Below are 21,951 nucleotides of genomic sequence, written 5' to 3'. Positions count from 1 at the left end.
TCATTGGGTTAATTTGGACGGTTCAAGTATTTCCTTTACAATTTCCACGACCCGCTCTTGATCTTCAAATGTCATACCCGAACCGGACGGCAAACATAAACCTTGTTCAAATAACATACTTGAAATGCTTTTATCGCCGCTTTCTGTAAAAAATGCTGCATTTTTAAAGACAGGCTGTAAATGTAATGGTTTCCATACTGGTCTGGACTCAATATTTTCTGCTTCTAACGCATTAATCACGTCACTGGATCGTACTCCATTGATTTTGTCGTCTATTGTTAATGCGGTAAGCCAGCGATTCCCCATCGTATCTTTTAATTCAGGCATGAAGGTAATGCCAGGTATGTTCCCTAAAGATTTTTTATAACGATCAAAAATTTCTCTCCGAACTTTAACACGGTCATCCAATACTTCTAATTGGGCACGGCCGATTCCAGCTAGAATATTGCTTAAACGATAGTTATATCCAATCGAGCTATGCTGATAATGAAGTGCTGCATCACGTGCTTGTGTAGATAGGAAGAGAGCCTTATGTAAGTATTCCTCGTTATTTGAAACCAGCATGCCCCCTCCAGAAGTTGTTATGATTTTATTTCCATTAAACGAATAAATCCCTATATCACCAAACGCTCCTGTTTGCTTCCCCTTGTAAGATCCACCAAGGGATTCGGCCGCATCCTCTATTAAAGCAACCTTATATTTCCCGCAAATGCTCTTAATCTCATCTACCTTTGCACTTTGTCCAAATAGGTGGACCAAAATTACAGCTTTTGGAATTCTCCGATTTTTCCTCGCATATTCCAAAGCCAGTTCCAATGCCTTAGGTGACATATTCCATGTATCAGATTCAGAATCTATAAAAACAGGCTTCGCACCTTGATAGATGATAGGATTTGCACTGGCTATAAAAGTTAATGAAGAACAGAATACAGTATCACCAGTGGTGACTCCCAATACTTGCAGTGCCAAATGAATGGCCGCAGTTCCTGAACTTACTGCCACCGCTCCCTTAGTGCCCGCATATTTGGCAAATTCGTCTTCCAAAGCTTTTACGTTCGGTCCTAGTGGCGCTATCCAATTTGTCTCGAACGCTTGTCTAATGTACATTTGTTCATTCCCACTCATATGAGGAGGCGAAAGATACAATCTTTTATTCTCCATCCCACACACTCCTTATTATATTATCCTAGCTGGGGACCCCACAGCGGTAGATGCATCAGAAATGTCTTTAATAACGGTTGACCCGGCACCAACCGTACACCATTCCCCTATCGTTATGCTTGGTATGACCGTAGATCCAGCTCCTATCAAGCTACCAGTTCCTACCTTGACAGCTCCTGTCAGGGTAGCACTTGGTGCTATATGGATAAAGTCATCAAGATGGGTATCATGCTCAATGACTGAAGACGTATTAACAATGACGTGATTCCCCACTTTAGCGCCAGCGTTCAAGACGACATTAGGCATAATGACCGTTCCTTTACCTATCGAAACATTTTTACCCACTATAGCAGTTGGATGAATGACTGTCTCATAATCCATTACATCTAAATTCAGTTCGTTTACGATTTTTAATCTTAAATCGTTCCTGCCTATCGCAATAATTACCTTATATTCAAAATGAATAAATAAGCTTCTATAGCTTAAGATGGGGCCAAAATATATATTTCCCTTTCTTTTCAGCACTTCGTATTGATCATCTAAAATAGCCATGAGCCGATATTCACCCATTGCTTCAACAATATCTTGAACAACTTTTGAGTGCCCGCCCGCACCGATTATTACGATTTTCTTCAATTCAAATCACTTCTCACATCATTAAATTTGGGGTTTCCGTTTCCTCGAGATGGTAAACCTTAAATCAATATCATTCATCCCATTATCCAACAAATTTTTGGGTTGTGACATGTCCTTCCTGGGTAATGGCTTCTTGTTTACATACCTTAATCAAGGTAAGGTATAAGATCTTCATATCCAGTAAAAAGGATTGATTTTCAACGTACCAGACATCAAGCTCAAACTTTTTCTCCCACGAGATTGCATTTCGCCCATTCACTTGGGCCCACCCCGTCATTCCAGGCCGGACATCATGCCTCCTTGCTTGTTCGGAAGTATATAATGGGAGATATTCCATTAATAATGGCCGTGGGCCTACAAAACTCACATCGCCTTTCATGACATTAAATAATTGAGGTAATTCATCTAAACTTAATTTTCTAAGTAATTTCCCAAAATCAGTTAATCTCTTCTCATCAGGAATCAAATCCCCTTTTTCATCTTTTTCATCTGTCATCGTTCTGAACTTATACAGATAAAATGGTTTGCTATTAAATCCTGGCCGCTCCTGCTTAAAAATGACAGGTGAACCTAATTTTAAACGGATTAGGATGACGATAAACAGCATAAGAAGTGAACAGGATATAAGCGCCAGACAAGATATCAAAAATTCAAAAGCCCGTTTCATTTTTTCCTCCCAAATTATCATTGTGTATCGTTATCAAGTAACGAAGGAATTCTTCAGATAGCTATACAGAATTCTAGTGATTAATTGAAAATTTCTTCGCATCTATTATTCTTACTTCTCTTTAACATTTTTTAAAAGGTGAATATATTGCCCAATTTCCTTCATTGAAAAACGCAAATCATCAAAATTGTGACACTTGCTTTACTTTTTCTGTTAATTGCTAACATCACCCGGATTTGAGGCATTATCACGGTATGGGAATTTTGTTATTCTTCCTGTAATTCGCCAAATTCAGCATTCTATCTTTTAACGTTTCTTCGCTCATGTCTTCATATGTTGTGATAATCTCTTTTATCGCTTTCCAATTTACTTCTCTTGGTTTTCCAATATGGATTTGCGGGTAAATCTGATTCAAGTAAACTTCGTCTTCCCCAAGCAATTCTTCGTATAATTTTTCACCTGGCCGGATTCCAGTATAAGTTATTCCAATTTCTTCAACGCTGTAGCCTGACAGTTGGATAAGCTTTTTAGCGAAATCGACAATTTTGACCGGTTCGCCCATATCAAGTACGAATACCTCTCCTCCTTTGGCCAGGACCCCTGCCTGAATGACTAATCTTGAAGCTTCCGGAATTGTCATGAAATAGCGAATCATATCCGGATGAGTGACTGTCAAAGGTCCCCCTTTTTTTATTTGTTTTTTAAAGAGTGGGATTACGCTGCCATTGCTGCCAAGGACATTTCCAAATCGGACCGTTACAAATTTAGTATGACTAGACAAACTCTTATACCAGATCATCATCTCGGCCAAACATTTAGAGGCACCCATTATACTTGTCGGATTTACGGCTTTATCTGACGAAACCATGACAAAAATATTAACCATGCCAGCCTCTGATGCCTCGGCAACATTCATCGTGCCTATCATGTTATTTTTCACCGCTTCTTTAGGGTTGGACTCCATAAGCGGTACATGTTTATGGGCGGCTGCATGGTAGACGATATTAGGCCGATGATGGTCGATTACCTGAAACATCCTCCGGCGGTCCTGAATGTCTGCAATTTCGGTCACGATCTCAATTGTATCTGCATAAGCCTCTCGCAATTCCAACTCGATCGCATAAATGCTGTTTTCACCATGCCCGAGCAATACAATTTTAGCTGGATTATACTTCATGATCTGACGACAGATTTCCGATCCAATTGAACCGCCGGCACCGGTTACTAATATAGTGCTATCAACAATCTTTTCTAAAATCCCTTTATCATCAAGTTGAACGGGTAAGCGACCCAATAAGTCTTCCATCTGGATATCCTGCAATTGATTAATTGGAACCTTGCCTTGAACAATCGCTTCCAGGCTAGGGACAATTTGAGTCTTTTTGTAAGTTTTGGTGCATTCCGAAAATATGGAATTTATTTCTTCTCTTTTCAAAGAAGGAATCGCAATCACGATATGTTCGATCTTGTATTGTTCAACCACTTGAGAAATATCTTTTGTTGCTGCTACAACTGGTATATTGAAGATTTCTAAACTAAGCTTCGCTTTATCATCATCAACGAATGCAACCGGGACTAAGTCTATATTGCTGGATTTTAACAATCGACTCGTTATCATCGTCCCTGCAGACCCCGCTCCAACGATCAACGTTCTTTTTTTATTGGGTGATTGCTTAATGTATCGTTCAAAATAGATCCTCCATGCCAAACGTGAGCACCCAATCATGGCAATATATAGAATACAAGTAATGAAAAGCTCTCTAATATATAGAAAATGGGTAAAGTATAGCTGAAAGGCGGCAGTAATCGTAATAGAAAAGGCCGTTACTTTGAATATATTGAACATTTCCTTGATACTGGCGTATTCCCAAGCCTTTTTATAGAGTTTTAAATAAGCAGTGAAGAAATAATGACACATAAGCAAAATAAGTGTAATTGTCATTATAAATGCCGATATTTCATTATACGGATGTAATAACCAATAACTTAAAAATACAGCCGTCACAACAATCACAGCGTCCAGTAAGACTAATGTGAAAAGCCGGTTATAATATGTCAAATCTACTTCTCCCCATATTAATATTTTTAGTCAAACAAGAGTTCTTTAACTTTCATCCCGTACAAAACATTCTCGGCATTTTCATTAAAGGCATCGACTATTTCTTGACCGAAATTCTTCTCAATCAACTTATGTGCTTCCCTGAGTTGAAAACCTCTGTTTCCAACATTATGAGCATCTGATGCAATAAAATGAGTAAGACCTGATTGAACTAAATATTTGGAAAACCTTTTTGTTCTCCAGCCGAATTTGCCCGTGATGCTCCCTGCAGTTATTTGTGAATAAGCACCCTTCCAAATCAGTTCTTTTAGAAGTTGCGGATTTTTTATTATTTCCGAATTCCGCTCTGGATGAGCAATGATCGGTGTCATCCTTTTCATTTGCAGATCATAAATTAATCGTTCCGTATACACTGGCACATGGTTTGAAGGCAGTTCGAGAAGGATGTACTGCGAACCATTCAAGCCCATGATTTCATTATTGTCATAATCATCCGAAAGTTCATCGGATATCCTTATTTCCTGCCCAGGCCATACTTTTAGCGGGATATCCAGGTCATTTAGCACTAGGTTTAATTTTGCTGTTTCATTCACGACTATTTCCTTATCATTTTCATATATCCCCTTATTATAATGAGGGGTTGCTATGATGTTGGAAATTCCTTGTTCTACAGCTTTTCTCGCCATTTCAATACTTTCATGGATATCTCCAGCACCATCATCCATCTTCGGTAAAATATGACTATGAATATCAATCATCGTTATCCCTCTTTTTCCTAACCACGAATGCTAAACTTATACAACTTCCAAACTACATATTTTATTTACCATAGTAGTAGTATTCGTCAGGATATTTTTGTTTTTTCTTATTTAGGATTGCACCCAAAAGCTTTGCATTTGCATTCTCAAGTAATTCCTTCGCTTTTTGTGCTTGCTGTATTTCAGTGCTTCCGCTGCTCACCACCAAAACCACGCCGTCTGTCATACTCGCTAGTACTTGAGCATCTGTGACTGCATTAACAGGCGGTGTGTCCAGAATTACTAAATCATAATTTAGCTTTGCTTCATCCAGCACTGTCACCATTCCGTTAGACCCAAGCAACTCCGATGGGTTTGGGGGGATTGGCCCACTTGTCAGCACATCTAAATTAGGGTAAAAGGAAGGTTGTACAGCATCAAGTAATTGATTTTGCTTTGATATGATATTCGTTAACCCCAAGTAGTTCTCCATATTAAAGTTAGTATGAACACTCGGCTTTCTCAAATCTGCATCTATGATGAGAATGCGTCTCCCTTGCTGAGCAAAAACTGCTGCGACATTGATTGAAGTCGTCGATTTTCCTTCACCTGCATTTGCAGAGGTGAAAATCATCGTCTTTATGTCTTTTTCCACAGCGGAAAATTGAAGGTTCGTTCGAATTGTCCTATATTGCTCCACAACAGGTGACTTCGATTTCAACATGGAAATACTGCTTCTTTTTTTAATCTCCGTCTTTTTATGCCGTTTATCGCGTGTCAAGCTTTTCACCTCTTGAGGTTGTAATTACAGATCTATCATTTCCGTTTTTTTTTATTTTCCATTAAATTCACGATGCCTAGCATCGGAATCTTTAAATGTTCTTCAACATCAGACTCAACTTTGATTGTTTTGTCGAAAAATTCGATCATTAATGTAAGAAATAAACTTATGATTAACCCTGCAAAACATGCAACGATCGTATTCATGATCGGGTTCGGTTTTATAGGTGAGGAATTATCTCCTATAGTTGCTTTGGATAAGACATTGACATTGTCCACATTCATAAGCGTTTTTATTTCATCTTGGAATATGTCCGTAATTGCACTGGCGACACTAACGGTAATTTTAGGGTCAGCACCCTCAACTTTAATGGTAAAAATTTGTGAATTCCCATTACTTACAATTTTGATTTGTTCCGATAATGCTGTATTTGATATATCAAGATTCAGTCGTTCTTTGACTTTTTCTAACATCATCGGACTTTTTATGATTTCGCTGTACGTTTCAATCAATTGAATATTGGTTTGAATCTCACCTACATTGTAAAGTTCTGACTTTTCTTTAGATTGATTGACTAAGATTTGTGTAGAAGCTTGGTAAACAGGTGAAAGAATGAAAAAGCTAACGATTCCCGTCATTGCAGTTAATAAGGTTGTGATGATAATAATGAGCACGATGCGTTTTTTCACCATTTGAAAAAGATCTTTTATATTGAGTGTCTCCGCCATTCAATCAACTCCAATCCATCTTTAAACCTTTTCGTTTGTCACTTTTTTTGTTCTCGGCCTATAATTTTATGACCTTATCAGAAAGCAATCCATTTTCCTCCATCACATTTTTAGAATCGAATATTAATGAAGCATGATCATGGACACTTTTCCAGTCAAAACAATTGTGTGGTGTTCCGATGACAACTAAATCGGCTTTTTGAAGAATGGCAGCATCGTATTTTTCCACCTGTAGAACCTGTTCATTGATTCGGATTTCTTTTGCATAGGGTTCGATTACGTTTAGATTCTGGACCTTGTTTTGTAATCGTTCAAGTAAGCGGACGACCGGGCTTTCCCTTAAATCACCAATATCACTTTTGTAAGTTGCACCTAAAACCACAATATGGGAGTGTTTCATGAGCTTGTCATTGGCTGCAAGCAATTCAAGTATGCGGTTATATGAATAGTGAACCATTCCGTCATTGATATCCCCTGCCAGTTCAATCATTTTTGTCCGATGACCATGTTCTTTTGCCTTATAGAGCAAGTAGTATGGATCTACCGGAATGCAATGTCCCCCGACACCAATGCCTGGGGTGAATTTCATGAACCCGTATGGTTTTGAAGAAGCCGCATTGATCGTTTCCCATATATCAATTTCCAACTCATTGCATAGTACCGTCATTTCATTGACCAAAGCCATGTTAATCCATCGAAAAGTGTTCTCAAAGATTTTGCTTAATTCTGCAACACGAACCCCCTTAACACGATGAGCTGTCGAACCGATGAACTTGCACGCTAGGTCTGTACAGGTTTCCGTCATCCCCCCAATAACTTTTGGCGTGTTGCTTATATTAAAACTTTTATTTCCTGGATCTATTCTTTCCGGGGAATAAGCTACAAAAAGGTTCTCACCTATCACATATCCCCTATCTGTCAATGGTGTACAGATATACTCTTCTGTCGTTCCTGGGTATGTTGTACTTTCCAAAATAACCATTGTACCTTCATTCGCATGTTCAGCGACAATGTTCCCTACATCCCTCACATACGAGATATCAGGTTCCTTCAACTTATTAACTGGGGTCGGGACACAAATCAAAAGGACATTCATGTCTCCTAGCTGCTTCATATCCGTCGTCGCTGTAAACCGCTTTTGGTTTATCAAATCTCTAAGCCCGTCATTATCTACATCATTGATATAGTTGATTCCGCTATTTAAACTTTCCACTTTTGTCTCAGAGACATCGAATCCTGTCACCGTATAACCTTTAGATGCATAATGGCAAGCAGTCGGGAGACCAACATAACCCAATCCAACCACTCCGACTTTAGCGGTCTTGTTCTTTAATTCTCTTTGCAGAGCAGATTTGTGCGAGTATTGGGCAGTATTTTTTTGTTGCTGCCTTTCTTGCGTTGTCGCTGTTATCATGATTCAACTCCTCCATTTCCTTATCAGAACATAACGAACATTTAAATTATTAGGCACAATGAAAATTCACTACAAAAAACCAGCAAATTCCTAACGCTATCTTTCTTAATCAGCAAAGTTGACCAGATACATCATTTTTTATGAATGAAATCCATACCTAGAGTTCCGCCTTGAAAAGTCGCCTTGTAAGTTTCCCGTTAATTTTTATCGTCAGCATTAATAAATTATCATAATTATTTTTGTTGCTGGTTCCAGATTTCGAATGAAGCGTTCTGTTTTTGATTCATCTACCCTATTTAACCAGAATCACCTGTTCTTTTGACGTGAGTTACAAGTGCATGGTTAGGGTAAAACTCTGTTTTTAGCCAAAACACCTATTTTCATAATTAAATATCTCATTTTGATTCAAAACTTAATCCCACGCATTTCACATTTATAATGGACGTCCCTCAAAATAAATTAGCAATGTGCTGATAAAAACGAACATAGTCTTTTTCTATCCATACTCCATTCTTCATATCGTTCAGGAAATACAAATCCCCCGATTGGATGACCTTTAACCAGGGGGCCATTCATCGGGGGAACTCCAATGTTCAGTCAAAATGTAAATTACATACTACTTTTCAGATTCGTCCTCTGTCATGTCCTTCACTTTGTTAATAGTCCATTCCTGCTTATCTTTCGTTTCAGTATTTTCATACTGCACCTTGTAAGGTCCCTTTCCTTCAATCACATAGTACCCATTACCTTTTACACTTTTTCCAGGAGCCAGTTTCGTGCCTAGATTATCTCCTGGATAGATACGTAGTTTTTTATCCTCTTGATTCCATACCGACATTTCAAAAACGTCTACAAATTTTTCTTCTGCCGTTTTATTAGTTGCCTTCAGCTGTAACTGTAAAACTTTTTTTCCTTTTTGATCTGGATGCTCGAGCTGCAATGCTTCTTCAATCCCAATACTTACGCCAGATACGGTCTTCTCTTGTCCTGTTTCTTTTTTATCCGTTTCGTCCTTAGTAGAAGTATTCGTTTGCTTTTGCATTTCTTTCTGGACTTCCTTTTCTCCTGACATGCAGCCTGTCAAAAATATACTTAATGTAAATATACAGATTCCAATACTTCTGAACCTTCTCTTCAATATCATGATTCCACTCCTTTTAAAAAATATAAACCCTTCTTAAAGAGAGATTCTTCAGTACCTTTTATCTCATTTAAAAATTGGACTTCTTTCCTTGTAACGAAAAAATACTCAAACACTTTAAGAAGCGTTTTCAAACATGTAAGAAGGACCCACTTCCAATAGGAGAGGCCTTCTTACATCATTATCGAATTGATTATTTCACTACTGTTTTTGCTATTTCTCCCCCAACTACTAGAGGTCCATTGTCAACTTCAATGACATCTCCTGCTTGCAATCTTCGAGTAACCCCATTTTCATCCACAATAAACCGGCTGTAAATTTGGTAACTTCCATCTGGATTAATGAATCCTGCCCCAGTCTGAGTTAGAGACACTGTTCTCTGCGCTATTCCATTCACTAGCAAACGGAGACTCTTAGTTCCCTCCGATGCCTTGCCCGTAACATAATCGGCATTAGGAGCTACAGGATTCACCTGCAGTTTCTCCGCTTCCTTGATTACCGTAGTATGAGCCTGTAGGTTCGATGGAGTCCGAACACCGTAGTCAACCGTTACGATATCGCCTACTTGTAGGGTTTTATTATTTCCATTCTCATCTACTCCTACATACTTACTGTATATACTGAATGTTCCATCTTCATTGACAGGTGCCGTACGCAGTGCTTCGCCATTTACCAATAAGCGAACGATAGTTGCCCCTTCAGGAGCAGTTCCAGTTATAACCTCTGCAATTGGGTACACAGGATTGATCTTTACAGGTTCACTTGGCATAAACTGTACTACCCTGAAAGATGAACTCTCGCTGACATTCCCAGCCGCGTCGGTAAGGGTAACAGTAATAACCGTATGGACTGGTTGATTTGGAATCGCAACCTTGAATTTCCCTTCTGGACCTACAACTCCGGTATATTTCTTGGAATTAATGGTGACGGTCACATTTGCTTCAGGTTCACCGCTTCCTGTTACCTCTTTACTGTTTGTTGTAACCTCATTCAATTTCGGTGCATCTGGAGCCGTTATATCTTTATCCAATAAATCTTGCGCTTGGTTCAATAAGTCTTGAAGACGGTCTTTTTCTGCACCTTCAGGAAGTTTATTGACCGCTTTTTGGGCTTCGTCAATCGCCTCTTGATCCGTCGTGTCTTCCAATGTATCGAACTTATCGTCCGTGAACAGATCTTCCACCTTGTTCTTCGCATCGGTTAGATCTTTTTCTGCTTGTTCTTCTTTGTTCAATAAATCTTGCGCTTTGTTCAATAAGTCTTGAAGACGGTCTTTTTCTGCACCTTCAGGAAGTTTATTGACCGCTTTTTGGGCTTCGTCAATCGCCTCTTGATCCGTCGTGTCTTCCAATGTATCGAACTTATCGTCCGTGAACAGATCTTCCACTTTGTTCTTCGCATCGGTTAGATCTTTTTCTGCTTGTTCTTTTTTGTTCAATAAATCTTGCGCTTGGTTCAATAAGTCTTGAAGACGGTCCTTTTCTGCACCTTCAGGAAGCTTATTGACCGCTTTTTGGGCTTCGTCAATCGCCCCTTGATCTGTCGTTCCTTCCAATGTATCGAACTTATCGTCCGTGAACAGATCTTCCACTTTGTTCTTCGCATCGGTTAGGTCTTTTTCTGCTTGTTCTTTTTTGTTCAATAAATCTTGCGCTTGATTCAATAAGTCTTGAAGACGGTCTTTTTCTGCACCTTCCGGAAGTTTATTGACCGCTTTTTGGGCTTCGTCAATCGCCCCTTGATCCGTCGTTCCTTCCAATGTATCGAACCTATCGTCCGTGAACAGATCTTCCACTTTATTCTTCGCATCGGTTAGGTCTTTTTCTGCTTGTTCTTTTTTGTTCAATAAATCTTGCGCTTTGTTCAGTAAATCTTGCAGACGGTCTTTTTCTGCACCTTCCGGAAGTTTATTGACCGCTTTTTGGGCTTCGTCAATCGCCCCTTGATCTGTCGTTCCTTCCAATGTATCGAACTTATCGTCCGTGAACAGATCTTCCACTTTGTTCTTCGCATCGGTTAGGTCTTTTTCTGCTTGCCCATCTACATCTTTTCCTAATTCAATCTTTTTTGTTTTACTAAATTCAATATTGAAATTCTCTGGATTGCCACCAATTGATTGAGCTACGTTATATTTATATATACCTTGCCAAGTAAGATTGCCACCGGATTTGCCCACATGACTATTTGCAGGATCGCCTGTCGGACTCGTCCAGAGCTTTAACATGCCTGTATCCATACTCATCGTAAGGGAGGTGCTTAAATTATTTAATGCTTGTTTTTTCACTGAGGACAAGACAACATTCTCAGGAGTATTAAAGTCAATGGTGGTTGGTTTATTTTCCACTTCCAAAGCATGACCGTCTTCTGTAGTTACATGGAGTTTCGCTTGATTATTGATCTGTGCCGGTCCATAAAGCGAAACCATTGGGTATGAATCCGTACCAGATCTATTCATCTGTACATCTGCACCGGCATCCACGTTAAATGACTTAAACTTCCCAGATCCGGTAACTCCTTTTTTTCCATCAATCTCTAGCTTTGCATTAGCCCCAATGGAAAAATCTGCATCACCGCCTGTTGCATAAAATACTCCATACCCGCTCTTACTTGTAAAAATTTTCACATTCGCATTTGGTGCGATCTTAAATTGAGGTTCTTTTGTAACCGACCAAATAAGAGAGTATCCATTATTATGGCTTATTTTGGTTTCACCATCGATTTCCACACTTCCGGTTTCTGCCATCTCATGGGCAGGTGAGGATCCCGGCATTGTAGTATTATTAATATCTATGTCGTTTACTCCTTTGAAAACAGCTATCCCGTTACGGTTCCAGATTAATTGTGGCCCACTGTAGTTTACATTTTCGAATATTTGCTCTACATTTTTTGTTACATCATGTATTGTAATGAGACCGTAATAGTTCTTTCCTTTAATATTTACGTTTTTCACATGGACACTGCTTAATATTTTACCGTTGGCATAGATACCACCTGACGCTCCTACAGCTCCCGTTTCCGATAATGTATGGTCATTTCCTTCGATCACGATTTCCGATTTTTCCGGGTGAATTTTAATCGCTCCGCTGATATCAATGTTTTGTCCAAGATGGATCGCAGTAATTCCGTTATCCGTTTCTAAGGCTGCCTTCAACTCTTGAAAATTATTGACGACTGCTTCATTTACCATCATTTTTGAAGCTGCTTTCCCAGAAGATTTAGTTTCGTTTGTTTGTGTACGAGCTTCTTGATTTTTCACCCCAGACTCTTGTGAATTCGAACTTTCCTCATTCTTTGGTGTGGATAGTTCTTCTGCAAATCCTGCACTTGGCATTAATAGAGTACTTGCTAATAGAAATGATGTTGTCATAACGTTAATAGGTTTTAACATTTTACTTTTCTTCATAAAAGAAACGCTCCTCTAAAAAAAATTTTACTTACAAGATTAATAATACTTTTTTTCGAGAAGTACCTCGTTCCAATAATGATCCATAAAAAATCATTTTAGGAACCACATTTGGGCATTAAACGTCAATTTTAATGTGATTATTTTCATTTATGGTGATGAGTTCCATCGGGTGAAATGATCCTGCATTTTATAAAAGCATGTCCTCTCATCAAATCCCTTCGTTTAAATCCATAAATTTAAAGATTCTTTTAGGGCTACAATCATTATGGTTACATAACTAAAAAAATGTGATAAAAGAAACCATTGGTTCCGTCTTATCACATTTACGCTTGAAAGGATTTATCCTTTACATTCCCTGAAGAGTTTCTTCTATTTTTCTTATAGCTCATTGTCATAACGTTCCGTCGGATTACATGACCATATATATCACCCAACGCACTTAGTACACGCCATAGAACTTTTCACCGTAATCTCCTTACATACCACTTTTACTTTTATTCACCCTTTTTTCCATGGGCACTTTTAAGAAAGGATAGTGAAGTTATTAAAATAAGGGTGATTTTCTGCGTATTTATTTCCTGTTTATTTAATAAAAGATACATCAGAAATAAGACTAAAAAGGCTTGAATAAAATAGATCCTGTATTTCAATAGGGTGAACCAAGTTTGTGACACCCATAGTAATAAAAAGTTATATTGCTTCGACATCATCTTTCTCCTTTATCATGATGTTGATATTATCCAGATTTAGTTTCTGGCATCATTATATACAAATAGGCTAGTGTCGGTATTTCATAAAGTAAAATCATTCATTCAGAAAAGAAATGCAGTCCATTTTTCATTGGATTTCGAAAAAGCAGGTGCAGATTAGAGGGCAGCTGATTTTACTACCGAAGAACTAGCGTTGGATTAAATGCATAAGGATAAAAAGGAAGAGTGGGCATCGCAAATAAAATCGAATGGCTATTGAGGAAAACAGACCTACTAATATTCACTTCACCTGTACTTTTGATTTCTTAAAGGACCGAAAAAATTACTCATAAAAAACCAGCCTGCCCCCTGGGATCATAGGGAACAGGCTGCCAGAGGGGTTATCAAAGGCACAATTTTTTGAAACCGCTCAGAGATGGGTCTTCTGCAATGGGGTTTTTGGGAAGGGTCCTCACTGCTACTTTATTTTATAATATATTCCAAGTCATAACGTTTCAAAAATGAAATGAGATAAACCATTTTTTATATTGCGCCTTCCCGTAAGAAGTTATCTTAGCAGGTGAAGAAGGGGTGGAACGGAGTGTCATGAACGAAAACCGTAACTTCATATCTTTAATTAATGAGCAAATGCTATTCATCTGCCTCATAGGGAGATTTGTTTAGAATCCTTCGATCAGTCACCAACTGGAACTGAATGATTTTAAATCAGATTGATCGATAAATAAAAAAAGATTGTAGAGAGAATGACGCCTTCCCTACAATCCCGAACAAGCTAACTTATTTCTTCAAGCATACTTCTTACTTTCCTCGTCTTTAAAAAAGCTCTTCATTGCATGGAAAACGTCAGCCTTTTGTTTAAGGATATAGTACCTGAATTTTTCATTATCGATGTTCTTATAAGCTGTCATCAATGTCGAATGACGATTGTATTGATTGACTTCCCCGTATCCGAACATATTGGAAACCTTCATGAGTTCTTCAACAAGCTTAACGCAGCGGACGTTATCGGATGTTAGGTTATCACCATCGGAAAAGTGAAACGGATAGATATTAAACTTCGCGGGGTCATATTTATGATCAATAAGTTCTAATGCTTTTCGGTATACGGACGAACAAATCGTACCGCCGCTTTCCCCTTTTGAAAAGAAATCCTCTTCCGGAACAACTTTCGCTTCTGTATGATGGGCTATAAACTCGATTTCCACGGTTTCATATTTTGTCCGCAAGAAGCGGTTCATCCAAAAGAAAAAGCTTCGAGCCATATATTTTTCCCATAACCCCATACTTCCGGAAGTATCCATCATTGCCAGTACAACTGCTTTGGAATCAGGTTTCTGAATCTCATTCCAAGTTTTGAATTTAAAATCTTCCTTATAAATAGGATGAAAACCTGGGTCCCCCCTTAAAGCGTTCCGTTTGAAAGCCGATATCATCGTTTTCTTTTTGTCGATATTCCCCATTAGGCCTGTCTTGCGGATATCGTTGAATTCGATGTGTTCAAGCGTGTGCTCCGCGTGTTCTTTCTTCTGAAGATTAGGGAGTTCCAATTGGCTGAACAGGGCTTCCTCCAATTCCATCATCGACACTTCGGCTTCATAATAATCCTCGCCAGCCTTGTCACCTGCACCTTGGCCCTTACCAGCCCCGGCATCGGACGGTGAGCCATCCCTCGCGACTACATCCCCCACTTTACTGTCTCCATCGCCTTGCCCAACATGTTTGTTTTTATCATAGTTATAACGAATTTTGTATTCATCCAAGGAGCGAATGGGAATCTTGATAACATCCCGGCCATTGGACATCACGATGCTTTCTTCTGAAATTAGATCAGGCAAATTATTCTTGATCGCTTCCTGCACCTTTTCCTGATGACGTTGTTGATCATCATAGCCTTTCCGATGGAGGGACCAATTTTCCTGTGAGATAACATACTGTTGATTACTCTCTTCCGACATTCTCTTCCCCCCTTAAAAATGTTTGCACGCTTTTCATCATTCCTTCATATAATAAATTAGTGTGGGAAAGCCCACATCATTCCGGTTTTCCAATCAAAAATACAGTGCGAAAAAACGGATTAAAAGAAAAGTATTACTCTATCTTATGCAGCGATGCTGGATAATTTACAACAAAATTCAATAATGGACGTTTACCTACGAACTAGACAAGTCCTGACATGGGCATTAGAGGCCCTTTAAAGTTTTTTTAAAAAATGCTACTGCAAAATAAATATTTCAAGAAAACGAACAGACCTGATGATCATCAGGTCTGTTCGCTTTAAGCGGGTTTCATTTTTCGGATAATAGGATTATTAAAATGCCAGCGTAATTAATGAAATACAACAAAAAGGGTGCACCAGCAGTTTTTCTGGACACCCTTTTACACAGATAGAATGATTCTGGTTGTGATATTCGTCAATCTTCATCTTCCTCTATTTCATGTTGAACTGTACCTGGGCGTTTATCCCACTCTTTCAATTCTTCATTCGTCCTTTGATTTTCCATCTGCTTTCCAAGTTCTTTCATCTCTTCATAATCCTTAGCCATGGAGCTATTTTCCGGAACATGTTCTTTTTTCAATTCCTCTTTACTCATTTGCCATCACCTCTACTTATTGATACCCAATATTTCCAAATCCAAAACGTAACATATCTAATGGAAATATGGGGTATAGATAAGACATTATGAGCTAATGTAAGGAGGTGCAAGAAGTATGCAAACAACTACCCTTTATGTAAAGGAAGCAACGTCAGAAGGACCGATTTTAAATCTGGAGTCCATACTTTTGAAAACGGAAGGTGTGGAACGCGCGATCATCGATGTTGATGATGGGGAAATTAAAATCGATCATAGCGAAGAAAAACTATCACCGAATCAACTGATTACACTTATTGAACAGTATGGTTTGAATGTAACTAAATAGAAATTAAAGCACCGGACTCCCTCCATTCAGAAGGGCCCGGTGCTTTAATCTCTTGCCTTCTATAATCACCCTTTAACAAAAGATGCATGATTTCAAGGGAATTCAGAAGTCCACCTTTCTTTCATTTACCTTCCGCAAAAGGCCATAAACCCCTGCCCGATTGGGGGCAGGGGCAAAAAAGTATGGATTACCGATTTAACAAGCTTCCCACATAGCGCAGCAAATCATTGGCTGAGGTGGAATTATAACCGTGCTCGTCGATAAGTCTCGTGATGACCTCGTTCACTTTCTTCAGTTGCCTTTCGTCTGGTGTCTTCGTTGAAGTAGTGATCTTTACGACATCCTTCAAATCAGCAAATAGTTTTTTCTGGATTGCTTCCCGTAAACGATCATGGGAATTATAATCGAATCTCTTACCTTTACGCGCATATGCAGAAATGCGAATCAATATTTCTTCGCGGAATGCTTTTTTTGCATTCTCGGAAATTCCAATTTGCTCTTCAATCGAGCGCATCAGTTTTTCATCTGGATTGATTTCTTCCCCAGTCAATGGATCACGCAGCCTTGATTTATTGCAGTATGCTTCGACATTGTCCAGATAATTATCCATGAGGATCTTCGCCGACTCTTCATATGAATAGACAAATGCCTTTTGGACTTCATTTTTTGCAATGGCATCGTATTCTTTACGTGCCAGTGAAATGAAATTCAAATACCTCTCCCGAAGTTCGTTCGTAATGGACGGATGCTGGTCAAGACCTGCTTTTAATGACATAAGTACATCCAACGCATTAATGGACGGATTTTCCTTACGAATGATCGTAGAGGAAATCCGGTTAATTACGTAACGCGGATCGATTCCGCTCATGCCTTCGTCCTGATATTCTTTTTTCAATTCATTGATGTCTGCGGAATTAAATCCTTCGACATTTTCCCCATCATAAAGCCTCATCTTTTTCACTAAATCGATATCGCCCTTTTTGGGATCCTTCAATCGTGTCATGATGCTGAAGATTGCCGCCACCCTTAATGTATGCGGAGCTATATGAACATCCGAGACATCACTTTCACGAATCATTTTTTCATAAATCTTTTCTTCTTCGGTAACCTTCAGATTATATGGAATCGGCATGACAATGATACGGGAATGCAATGCTTCATTTTTCTTATTGGAAATGAACGCTTTATACTCCGTTTCATTCGTATGGGCCACAATGAGTTCATCGGCACTGATCAATGCAAAACGTCCTGCCTTAAAATTCCCCTCTTGTGTCAATGATAGCAAATGCCATAAGAACTTCTCATCACATTTCAGCATCTCCTGGAACTCCATCATCCCGCGGTTCGCCTTGTTCAGCTCACCATCAAAACGATAGGCCCGCGGATCTGATTCGGAGCCGTATTCGGCAATGGTCGAAAAATCGATGCTGCCCGTCAAATCAGCGATATCCTGTGATTTTGGGTCTGAAGGACTGAACGTTCCAATTCCAACACGCTTATCCTCCGAAAGGAAAATACGCTCGACCATCACATCTTCAATCCTGCTTCCATACTCCTGTTCTAACCTCATTACATTCAGCGGCGATAGGTTTCCTTCTATCCTTATTCCATATTCTTCAAAAAAATCATTCCGTAAATATTGAGGAATGAGATGCAGTGGATCTTCATGCATCGGGCATCCTTTTATTGCATAAATGGCACCAGTGTCTTTTAATGAATAATTTTCAAGTCCACGCTTCAGTAAAGAAACGAGTGTGGACTTCCCGCCTGACACAGGACCCATTAGAAGCAATATCCGCTTACGGACATCGAGCCGCTTTGCCGCCGGATGGAAATATTCCTCGATGAGCCTTTCCAGTGAATCTTCAAGGCCAAACAACTGACCGCTGAAAAAATTGTATTTCTTTGTCCCATTTACTTCCTCTATCCCTGCATCTCTGATCATGTTGTATACACGTGAATGAGCAGATTGAGCAACTAAAGGCGTTTCTTTCAATATTTCTAAGTACTCTGCGAAGGTGCCTTCCCACTTCAGCTTCTGTTCATCTTCTCTAAATTTTTCGATTTTCTTTAAAATATCCATTAAGGAACCTCCCCCTGTCACTTTCAGAGAATACTTAAATCTATGCTCCAAGTCTGACAAACATGTCAGACTTTAAAAAGTCGCCGGCCATTGTTTCGAATAGCCCTTGGCTCTCCAGTATCGAAAAAGGCTTAATCATTGAAGAATTGAGGACAATTATGCTGACAAGAAAAATTGTGTGCACTCCTGCTAAAAATTAGGGTATACTAAGCCTATACTTAAGTGGGACAATATGGGTAAAGGGAGGTCACAGCATGGGCACAGTTATTATCGTTGGGGTTGCTATTACATTTTTAGCCGCTATCTTCACTGCCGGGTATAATGATAAACCAGGTGTGAAATAAAAAAATAACAGCCTTTCTTAAATCCAAAAAGGGGACAGCAAATTAAATTTGCCGTCCCCTTTTTTTCACCCTCATCGATATTAATAGTTAGAGCATGCCAATCAATGAAGTGGCTACACCATTTATACAGCGTCCTTTTTTTCAGTGTGAGCGGCAATGTTATTCTCCATCGATCTCAAGTCTTCATTTACTTTTTGTCCTTGTTCCAAATATTCTGTTTGGAATCCGCTCTTTATTGCCCAACTATAAAACCCTAGAGATAAACATGTTATGAGGACCATATCCCAACCAAATGGGATTATGTTTAGTCCACCAAACTTTTCACTGCCTAAGTATGAAATGGTCATCATACAGAGTAAGTAAACAACCATCCAAACCCCAGCCAAGAAGTTTTGACGGAATCCCTTCCAATTGATTTTTGCTTGATAATAGAAATAAACGGGGAGACCAATCATAATGATAAATAATACTTGTCCTGTCAGTGGCCACCTTGCCCAATATAAAACCAAAGAAGCAAAAACAAAGCCAAGCGGTGCAATGATACTTAATCCTTTTAGACGTAATGGTCTGTATAAATTCTGACCGGTGCGCCTTAATGTCATAACAGTAACTGGACCTGTAATATAAGAAACTAATGTCGCAACCGAAATAACCTCTGCCAATACTCCCCAGCCTCTAAACATAAATAAAAATAAGAAGGATACACCTAGATTAAAAAACATGGCTTGACGAGGGATACCATAAAGTGGATGAAGTTTTCCAAATACGCTTGGCAAATATTTATTCTTTTCCATTCCATAAAGCATTCTTGACGTTGTCGCCGTGTATGTTATTCCCGTCCCGGAAGGAGAAATAAAAGCATCAACGTATAGTAAAATAACTAACCAGTTTATACCTAGGACTATTGCTAAATCAGCAAACGGTGAATTGAAATTCAAATGTTGCCATCCGTTCACAATCATGGACGGATCAACGGCCCCAATAAATGCAATCTGTAATAAAACGTAGATAACCGTTGCAATTAAGATGGAGCCTATTACTGCAAATGGAATCGAACGTCCAGGATTCTTTGCCTCACCTGCCATGTTAATCGGACTTTGAAAACCGTTAAATGCAAAGATGATACCAGAAGTTGCTACAGCAGTAAGCACACTTGCCCAACCATTAGGAGCGATACTTCCTGCAGAGGTAAAATTAGATCCATGAAAACCGGCAAATAAAAGTGAGCCGATCGTCAGTCCAGGTATAATAACCTTAAAGACTGTAATAAATGAATTTGCTTTTGAAAACAAACTAACTGTCCAGTAATTCAATAAAAAATAGACGACCAATAATGCAGAAGCAATTGCCAAGCCTGCCCCAGTTAGACTCCCATTTTCTACTAAACCATGTGTCCACTCCGCCCATTTCCATGGCCATGAGCTCATATATTGAACAGAAGCAATCGCTTCGACTGGAATTACAGAAACAATTGCGATCCAGTTTGCCCAACCTGCAAGAAAACCTATAAACGAGCCATGAGAGTATTGCGTATATTTTACCATCCCCCCAGCTTCAGGAAACATTGCCCCTAATTCACTGTAAGATAGTGCGATAAATAAAATAACAACCATCCCGATAATCCAGGAGATAATGGCAGCCGGTCCTGCGATTTGTGCTGCTTTCCATGCTCCGAATAACCAACCTGAGCCAATAATTGACCCGAGTCCTACCATCGTTAACGAAAACGTACCCATCTTTCGCTGCAAATTATTCATATGTTCATCACCATGCTTTCCAAATTTCATTCTTTATAATGACGTTCTTAACTGATTTATCAATTGTTTCAAGTTCGTCCAATTGATTCTTGAAGTGATTGCTGAATTGCATCACCTCTTGCTAAGTTTAGTGAATTGTAATGCAAATTTTGGATGTACCCTATATTGCTTTTTTAATATGAACAGATTTTCTCTGCTTTTAGAAAATACTAAGATCCCATTCCTGTGCCATTTGTTTCAATAACATACCACCTGTTACGCTATTCCCATATTCATCAATGGCAGGTCCGTATATACCAATGCCACATCCATCTTGAAAGGGAAGCCCGCTTCTGGAACTTGGAGGAACAAGTGCCATGATCCCGCCAGATACTCCACTTTTGGCAGGCACCCCCACAAAAGCCGCAAATTTACCCGAAGCATTGTACATACCACAAGTAAGCATTAATGCTTTGGCCAGCTTAGCCACTTTTTTGGGGAGTACTTGTTCTTTACGGATGGGATGGTATCCATCTTGTGCAAGAATCAGCCCAAGCAGGGCTATGTCTTCTGTGGTTACTACTATGGAACATTGTTTGAGGTAAACCTCTAAAGCTTCCTCTACATCCGACTCTAAATAATTCGTCTCTTTTAAATAGTGAGCCAAGGCTCTATTTCTATGAGAGGTTTGCCACTCAGATTGATACACTGCCTCATTGATGGCCGGGCGCTTTCCTAGCAAATTTTCAAATAATGTATAGAGAAATTCTAATTTCTTTCGTGAAGTATCACCTGGGAGAAGCGAAGCTATGGTAATCGCCCCTGCATTTATCATCGGATTGAATGGCTTTCCCGGCTTATGCATTTCTAAACGAATAATTGAATTGAAAGCATCTCCAGTTGGTTCCACATCGACCCTCTCTAACACATAAGAAATGCCACAACCCAAGCACGCGGCTATAAAGCTGAGCACTTTTGAAATACTTTGCAGCGTGAATGGGACTTCCCAATCCCCTGACTTGATCATTGTTCCACCAGGCTCCAGTATGCAAATGCCTAATTGCGATAAGTGTGCATTCCTCAATGCAGGTATATAATTGGCGGTTTGCCCTTCAGTAGCATAGGGTCTGTAATGTGCCACCCATTCATCTAAGTCGGCTTGCTTTTGACTACTAACGTGAATGTCATACTCTTTTGACAATTCTTCAATCACATTTTTCCACCTCTTCAGTTGTTGTATCATTATTCAAAATGAGCGTTTTACCGAATGCCATCATGCTGCAATAGATTAGATGAAAACATAATGAATATTCTAATAATTGTTAAGCGCTTTCAAAAAATTCTATCTACCGTTAATTTTAAATTGGGAACTACATAATCATACGAAAACCTACAAAATCTAAAAAATAAAAATCCACTAAAAAAACGG

Annotated in this window: 16 protein-coding genes; 1 reads left to right on the top strand and 15 read right to left on the bottom strand. The window is 39.1% G+C overall.

The features are described 5' to 3' along the window. The 12 genes from LQ188_RS20945 to LQ188_RS20890 form a co-directional block, all read right to left on the bottom strand. Nucleotides 1–1,161, bottom strand: coding sequence for an aminotransferase class I/II-fold pyridoxal phosphate-dependent enzyme (locus LQ188_RS20945; protein WP_230178070.1), 1,161 nt, complete (start codon nucleotides 1,159–1,161; stop codon nucleotides 1–3). Between the two features lie 15 nt (nucleotides 1,162–1,176). Further along, the gene (locus tag LQ188_RS20940; protein ID WP_101223347.1) at nucleotides 1,177–1,797 is read right to left on the bottom strand and encodes an acetyltransferase; all 621 of its coding nucleotides are present in this window, start codon (nucleotides 1,795–1,797) and stop codon (nucleotides 1,177–1,179) included. Between the two features lie 82 nt (nucleotides 1,798–1,879). Next, the gene (locus LQ188_RS20935) at nucleotides 1,880–2,464 is read right to left on the bottom strand and encodes a sugar transferase (RefSeq protein WP_290370134.1); all 585 of its coding nucleotides are present in this window, start codon (nucleotides 2,462–2,464) and stop codon (nucleotides 1,880–1,882) included. Between the two features lie 247 nt (nucleotides 2,465–2,711). Next, nucleotides 2,712–4,523: a nucleoside-diphosphate sugar epimerase/dehydratase gene (locus LQ188_RS20930; RefSeq protein ID WP_101223349.1), complete on the bottom strand. Its 1,812-nt coding sequence runs from the start codon at nucleotides 4,521–4,523 to the stop codon at nucleotides 2,712–2,714. 26 nt (nucleotides 4,524–4,549) lie between these two features. Beyond that, nucleotides 4,550–5,281, bottom strand: coding sequence for a CpsB/CapC family capsule biosynthesis tyrosine phosphatase (locus tag LQ188_RS20925; protein WP_230178068.1), 732 nt, complete (start codon nucleotides 5,279–5,281; stop codon nucleotides 4,550–4,552). A 61-nt stretch (nucleotides 5,282–5,342) separates the two neighbouring features. After that, nucleotides 5,343–6,041 carry a CpsD/CapB family tyrosine-protein kinase gene (locus LQ188_RS20920; RefSeq protein ID WP_290370133.1) on the bottom strand — a complete coding sequence of 233 codons (699 nt, stop codon included), beginning with the start codon at nucleotides 6,039–6,041 and terminating at the stop codon, nucleotides 5,343–5,345. Between the two features lie 35 nt (nucleotides 6,042–6,076). Next, nucleotides 6,077–6,769: a Wzz/FepE/Etk N-terminal domain-containing protein gene (locus tag LQ188_RS20915; protein ID WP_230178066.1), complete on the bottom strand. Its 693-nt coding sequence runs from the start codon at nucleotides 6,767–6,769 to the stop codon at nucleotides 6,077–6,079. Nucleotides 6,770–6,827: 58 nt separating this feature from the next. After that, nucleotides 6,828–8,183: a nucleotide sugar dehydrogenase gene (locus tag LQ188_RS20910; protein ID WP_230178064.1), complete on the bottom strand. Its 1,356-nt coding sequence runs from the start codon at nucleotides 8,181–8,183 to the stop codon at nucleotides 6,828–6,830. Nucleotides 8,184–8,799: 616 nt separating this feature from the next. After that, a complete protein-coding gene (locus tag LQ188_RS20905; RefSeq protein ID WP_101223353.1) occupies nucleotides 8,800–9,327 on the bottom strand; it encodes a hypothetical protein in 528 nt (175 codons plus the stop codon). A 190-nt stretch (nucleotides 9,328–9,517) separates the two neighbouring features. Further along, a complete protein-coding gene (locus tag LQ188_RS20900; RefSeq protein WP_230178063.1) occupies nucleotides 9,518–12,727 on the bottom strand; it encodes a toxin Cry1Ac domain D-VI-related protein in 3,210 nt (1,069 codons plus the stop codon). Between the two features lie 1,498 nt (nucleotides 12,728–14,225). Then, nucleotides 14,226–15,395, bottom strand: a complete 1,170-nt coding sequence (gene yhbH, locus LQ188_RS20895) for a sporulation protein YhbH (RefSeq protein ID WP_101223356.1) — start codon at nucleotides 15,393–15,395, stop codon at nucleotides 14,226–14,228. A gap of 456 nt (nucleotides 15,396–15,851) precedes the next feature. Continuing rightward, a complete protein-coding gene (locus LQ188_RS20890; RefSeq protein WP_098370934.1) occupies nucleotides 15,852–16,031 on the bottom strand; it encodes a hypothetical protein in 180 nt (59 codons plus the stop codon). A gap of 118 nt (nucleotides 16,032–16,149) precedes the next feature. On the opposite strand from LQ188_RS20890, the gene LQ188_RS20885 reads away from it, so the two are divergent. Next, nucleotides 16,150–16,359, top strand: coding sequence for a metal ABC transporter ATPase (locus tag LQ188_RS20885; RefSeq protein WP_034315156.1), 210 nt, complete (start codon nucleotides 16,150–16,152; stop codon nucleotides 16,357–16,359). Nucleotides 16,360–16,546: 187 nt separating this feature from the next. On the opposite strand, the gene LQ188_RS20880 is transcribed toward LQ188_RS20885, so the two are convergent. The 3 genes from LQ188_RS20880 to LQ188_RS20870 all read right to left on the bottom strand — a co-directional run bounded on the left by LQ188_RS20880 (nucleotide 16,547) and on the right by LQ188_RS20870 (nucleotide 21,732). Next, a complete protein-coding gene (locus tag LQ188_RS20880; protein WP_207437311.1) occupies nucleotides 16,547–18,442 on the bottom strand; it encodes a PrkA family serine protein kinase in 1,896 nt (631 codons plus the stop codon). A 466-nt stretch (nucleotides 18,443–18,908) separates the two neighbouring features. Further along, nucleotides 18,909–20,543 carry an APC family permease gene (locus tag LQ188_RS20875; RefSeq protein ID WP_101223358.1) on the bottom strand — a complete coding sequence of 545 codons (1,635 nt, stop codon included), beginning with the start codon at nucleotides 20,541–20,543 and terminating at the stop codon, nucleotides 18,909–18,911. A 199-nt stretch (nucleotides 20,544–20,742) separates the two neighbouring features. Then, the gene (locus LQ188_RS20870) at nucleotides 20,743–21,732 is read right to left on the bottom strand and encodes a glutaminase (protein WP_202190600.1); all 990 of its coding nucleotides are present in this window, start codon (nucleotides 21,730–21,732) and stop codon (nucleotides 20,743–20,745) included. Between the last annotated feature and the right edge of the window lie 219 nt (nucleotides 21,733–21,951).

The sequence above is a fragment of the Peribacillus sp. Bi134 genome (assembly GCF_918698065.1).
Taxonomy (GTDB): Bacteria; Bacillota; Bacilli; order Bacillales; family DSM-1321; genus Peribacillus.
The sequence above is the reverse complement of the archived record's forward strand: the minus strand, read 5'-3'. Positions and strand labels throughout refer to the sequence as shown.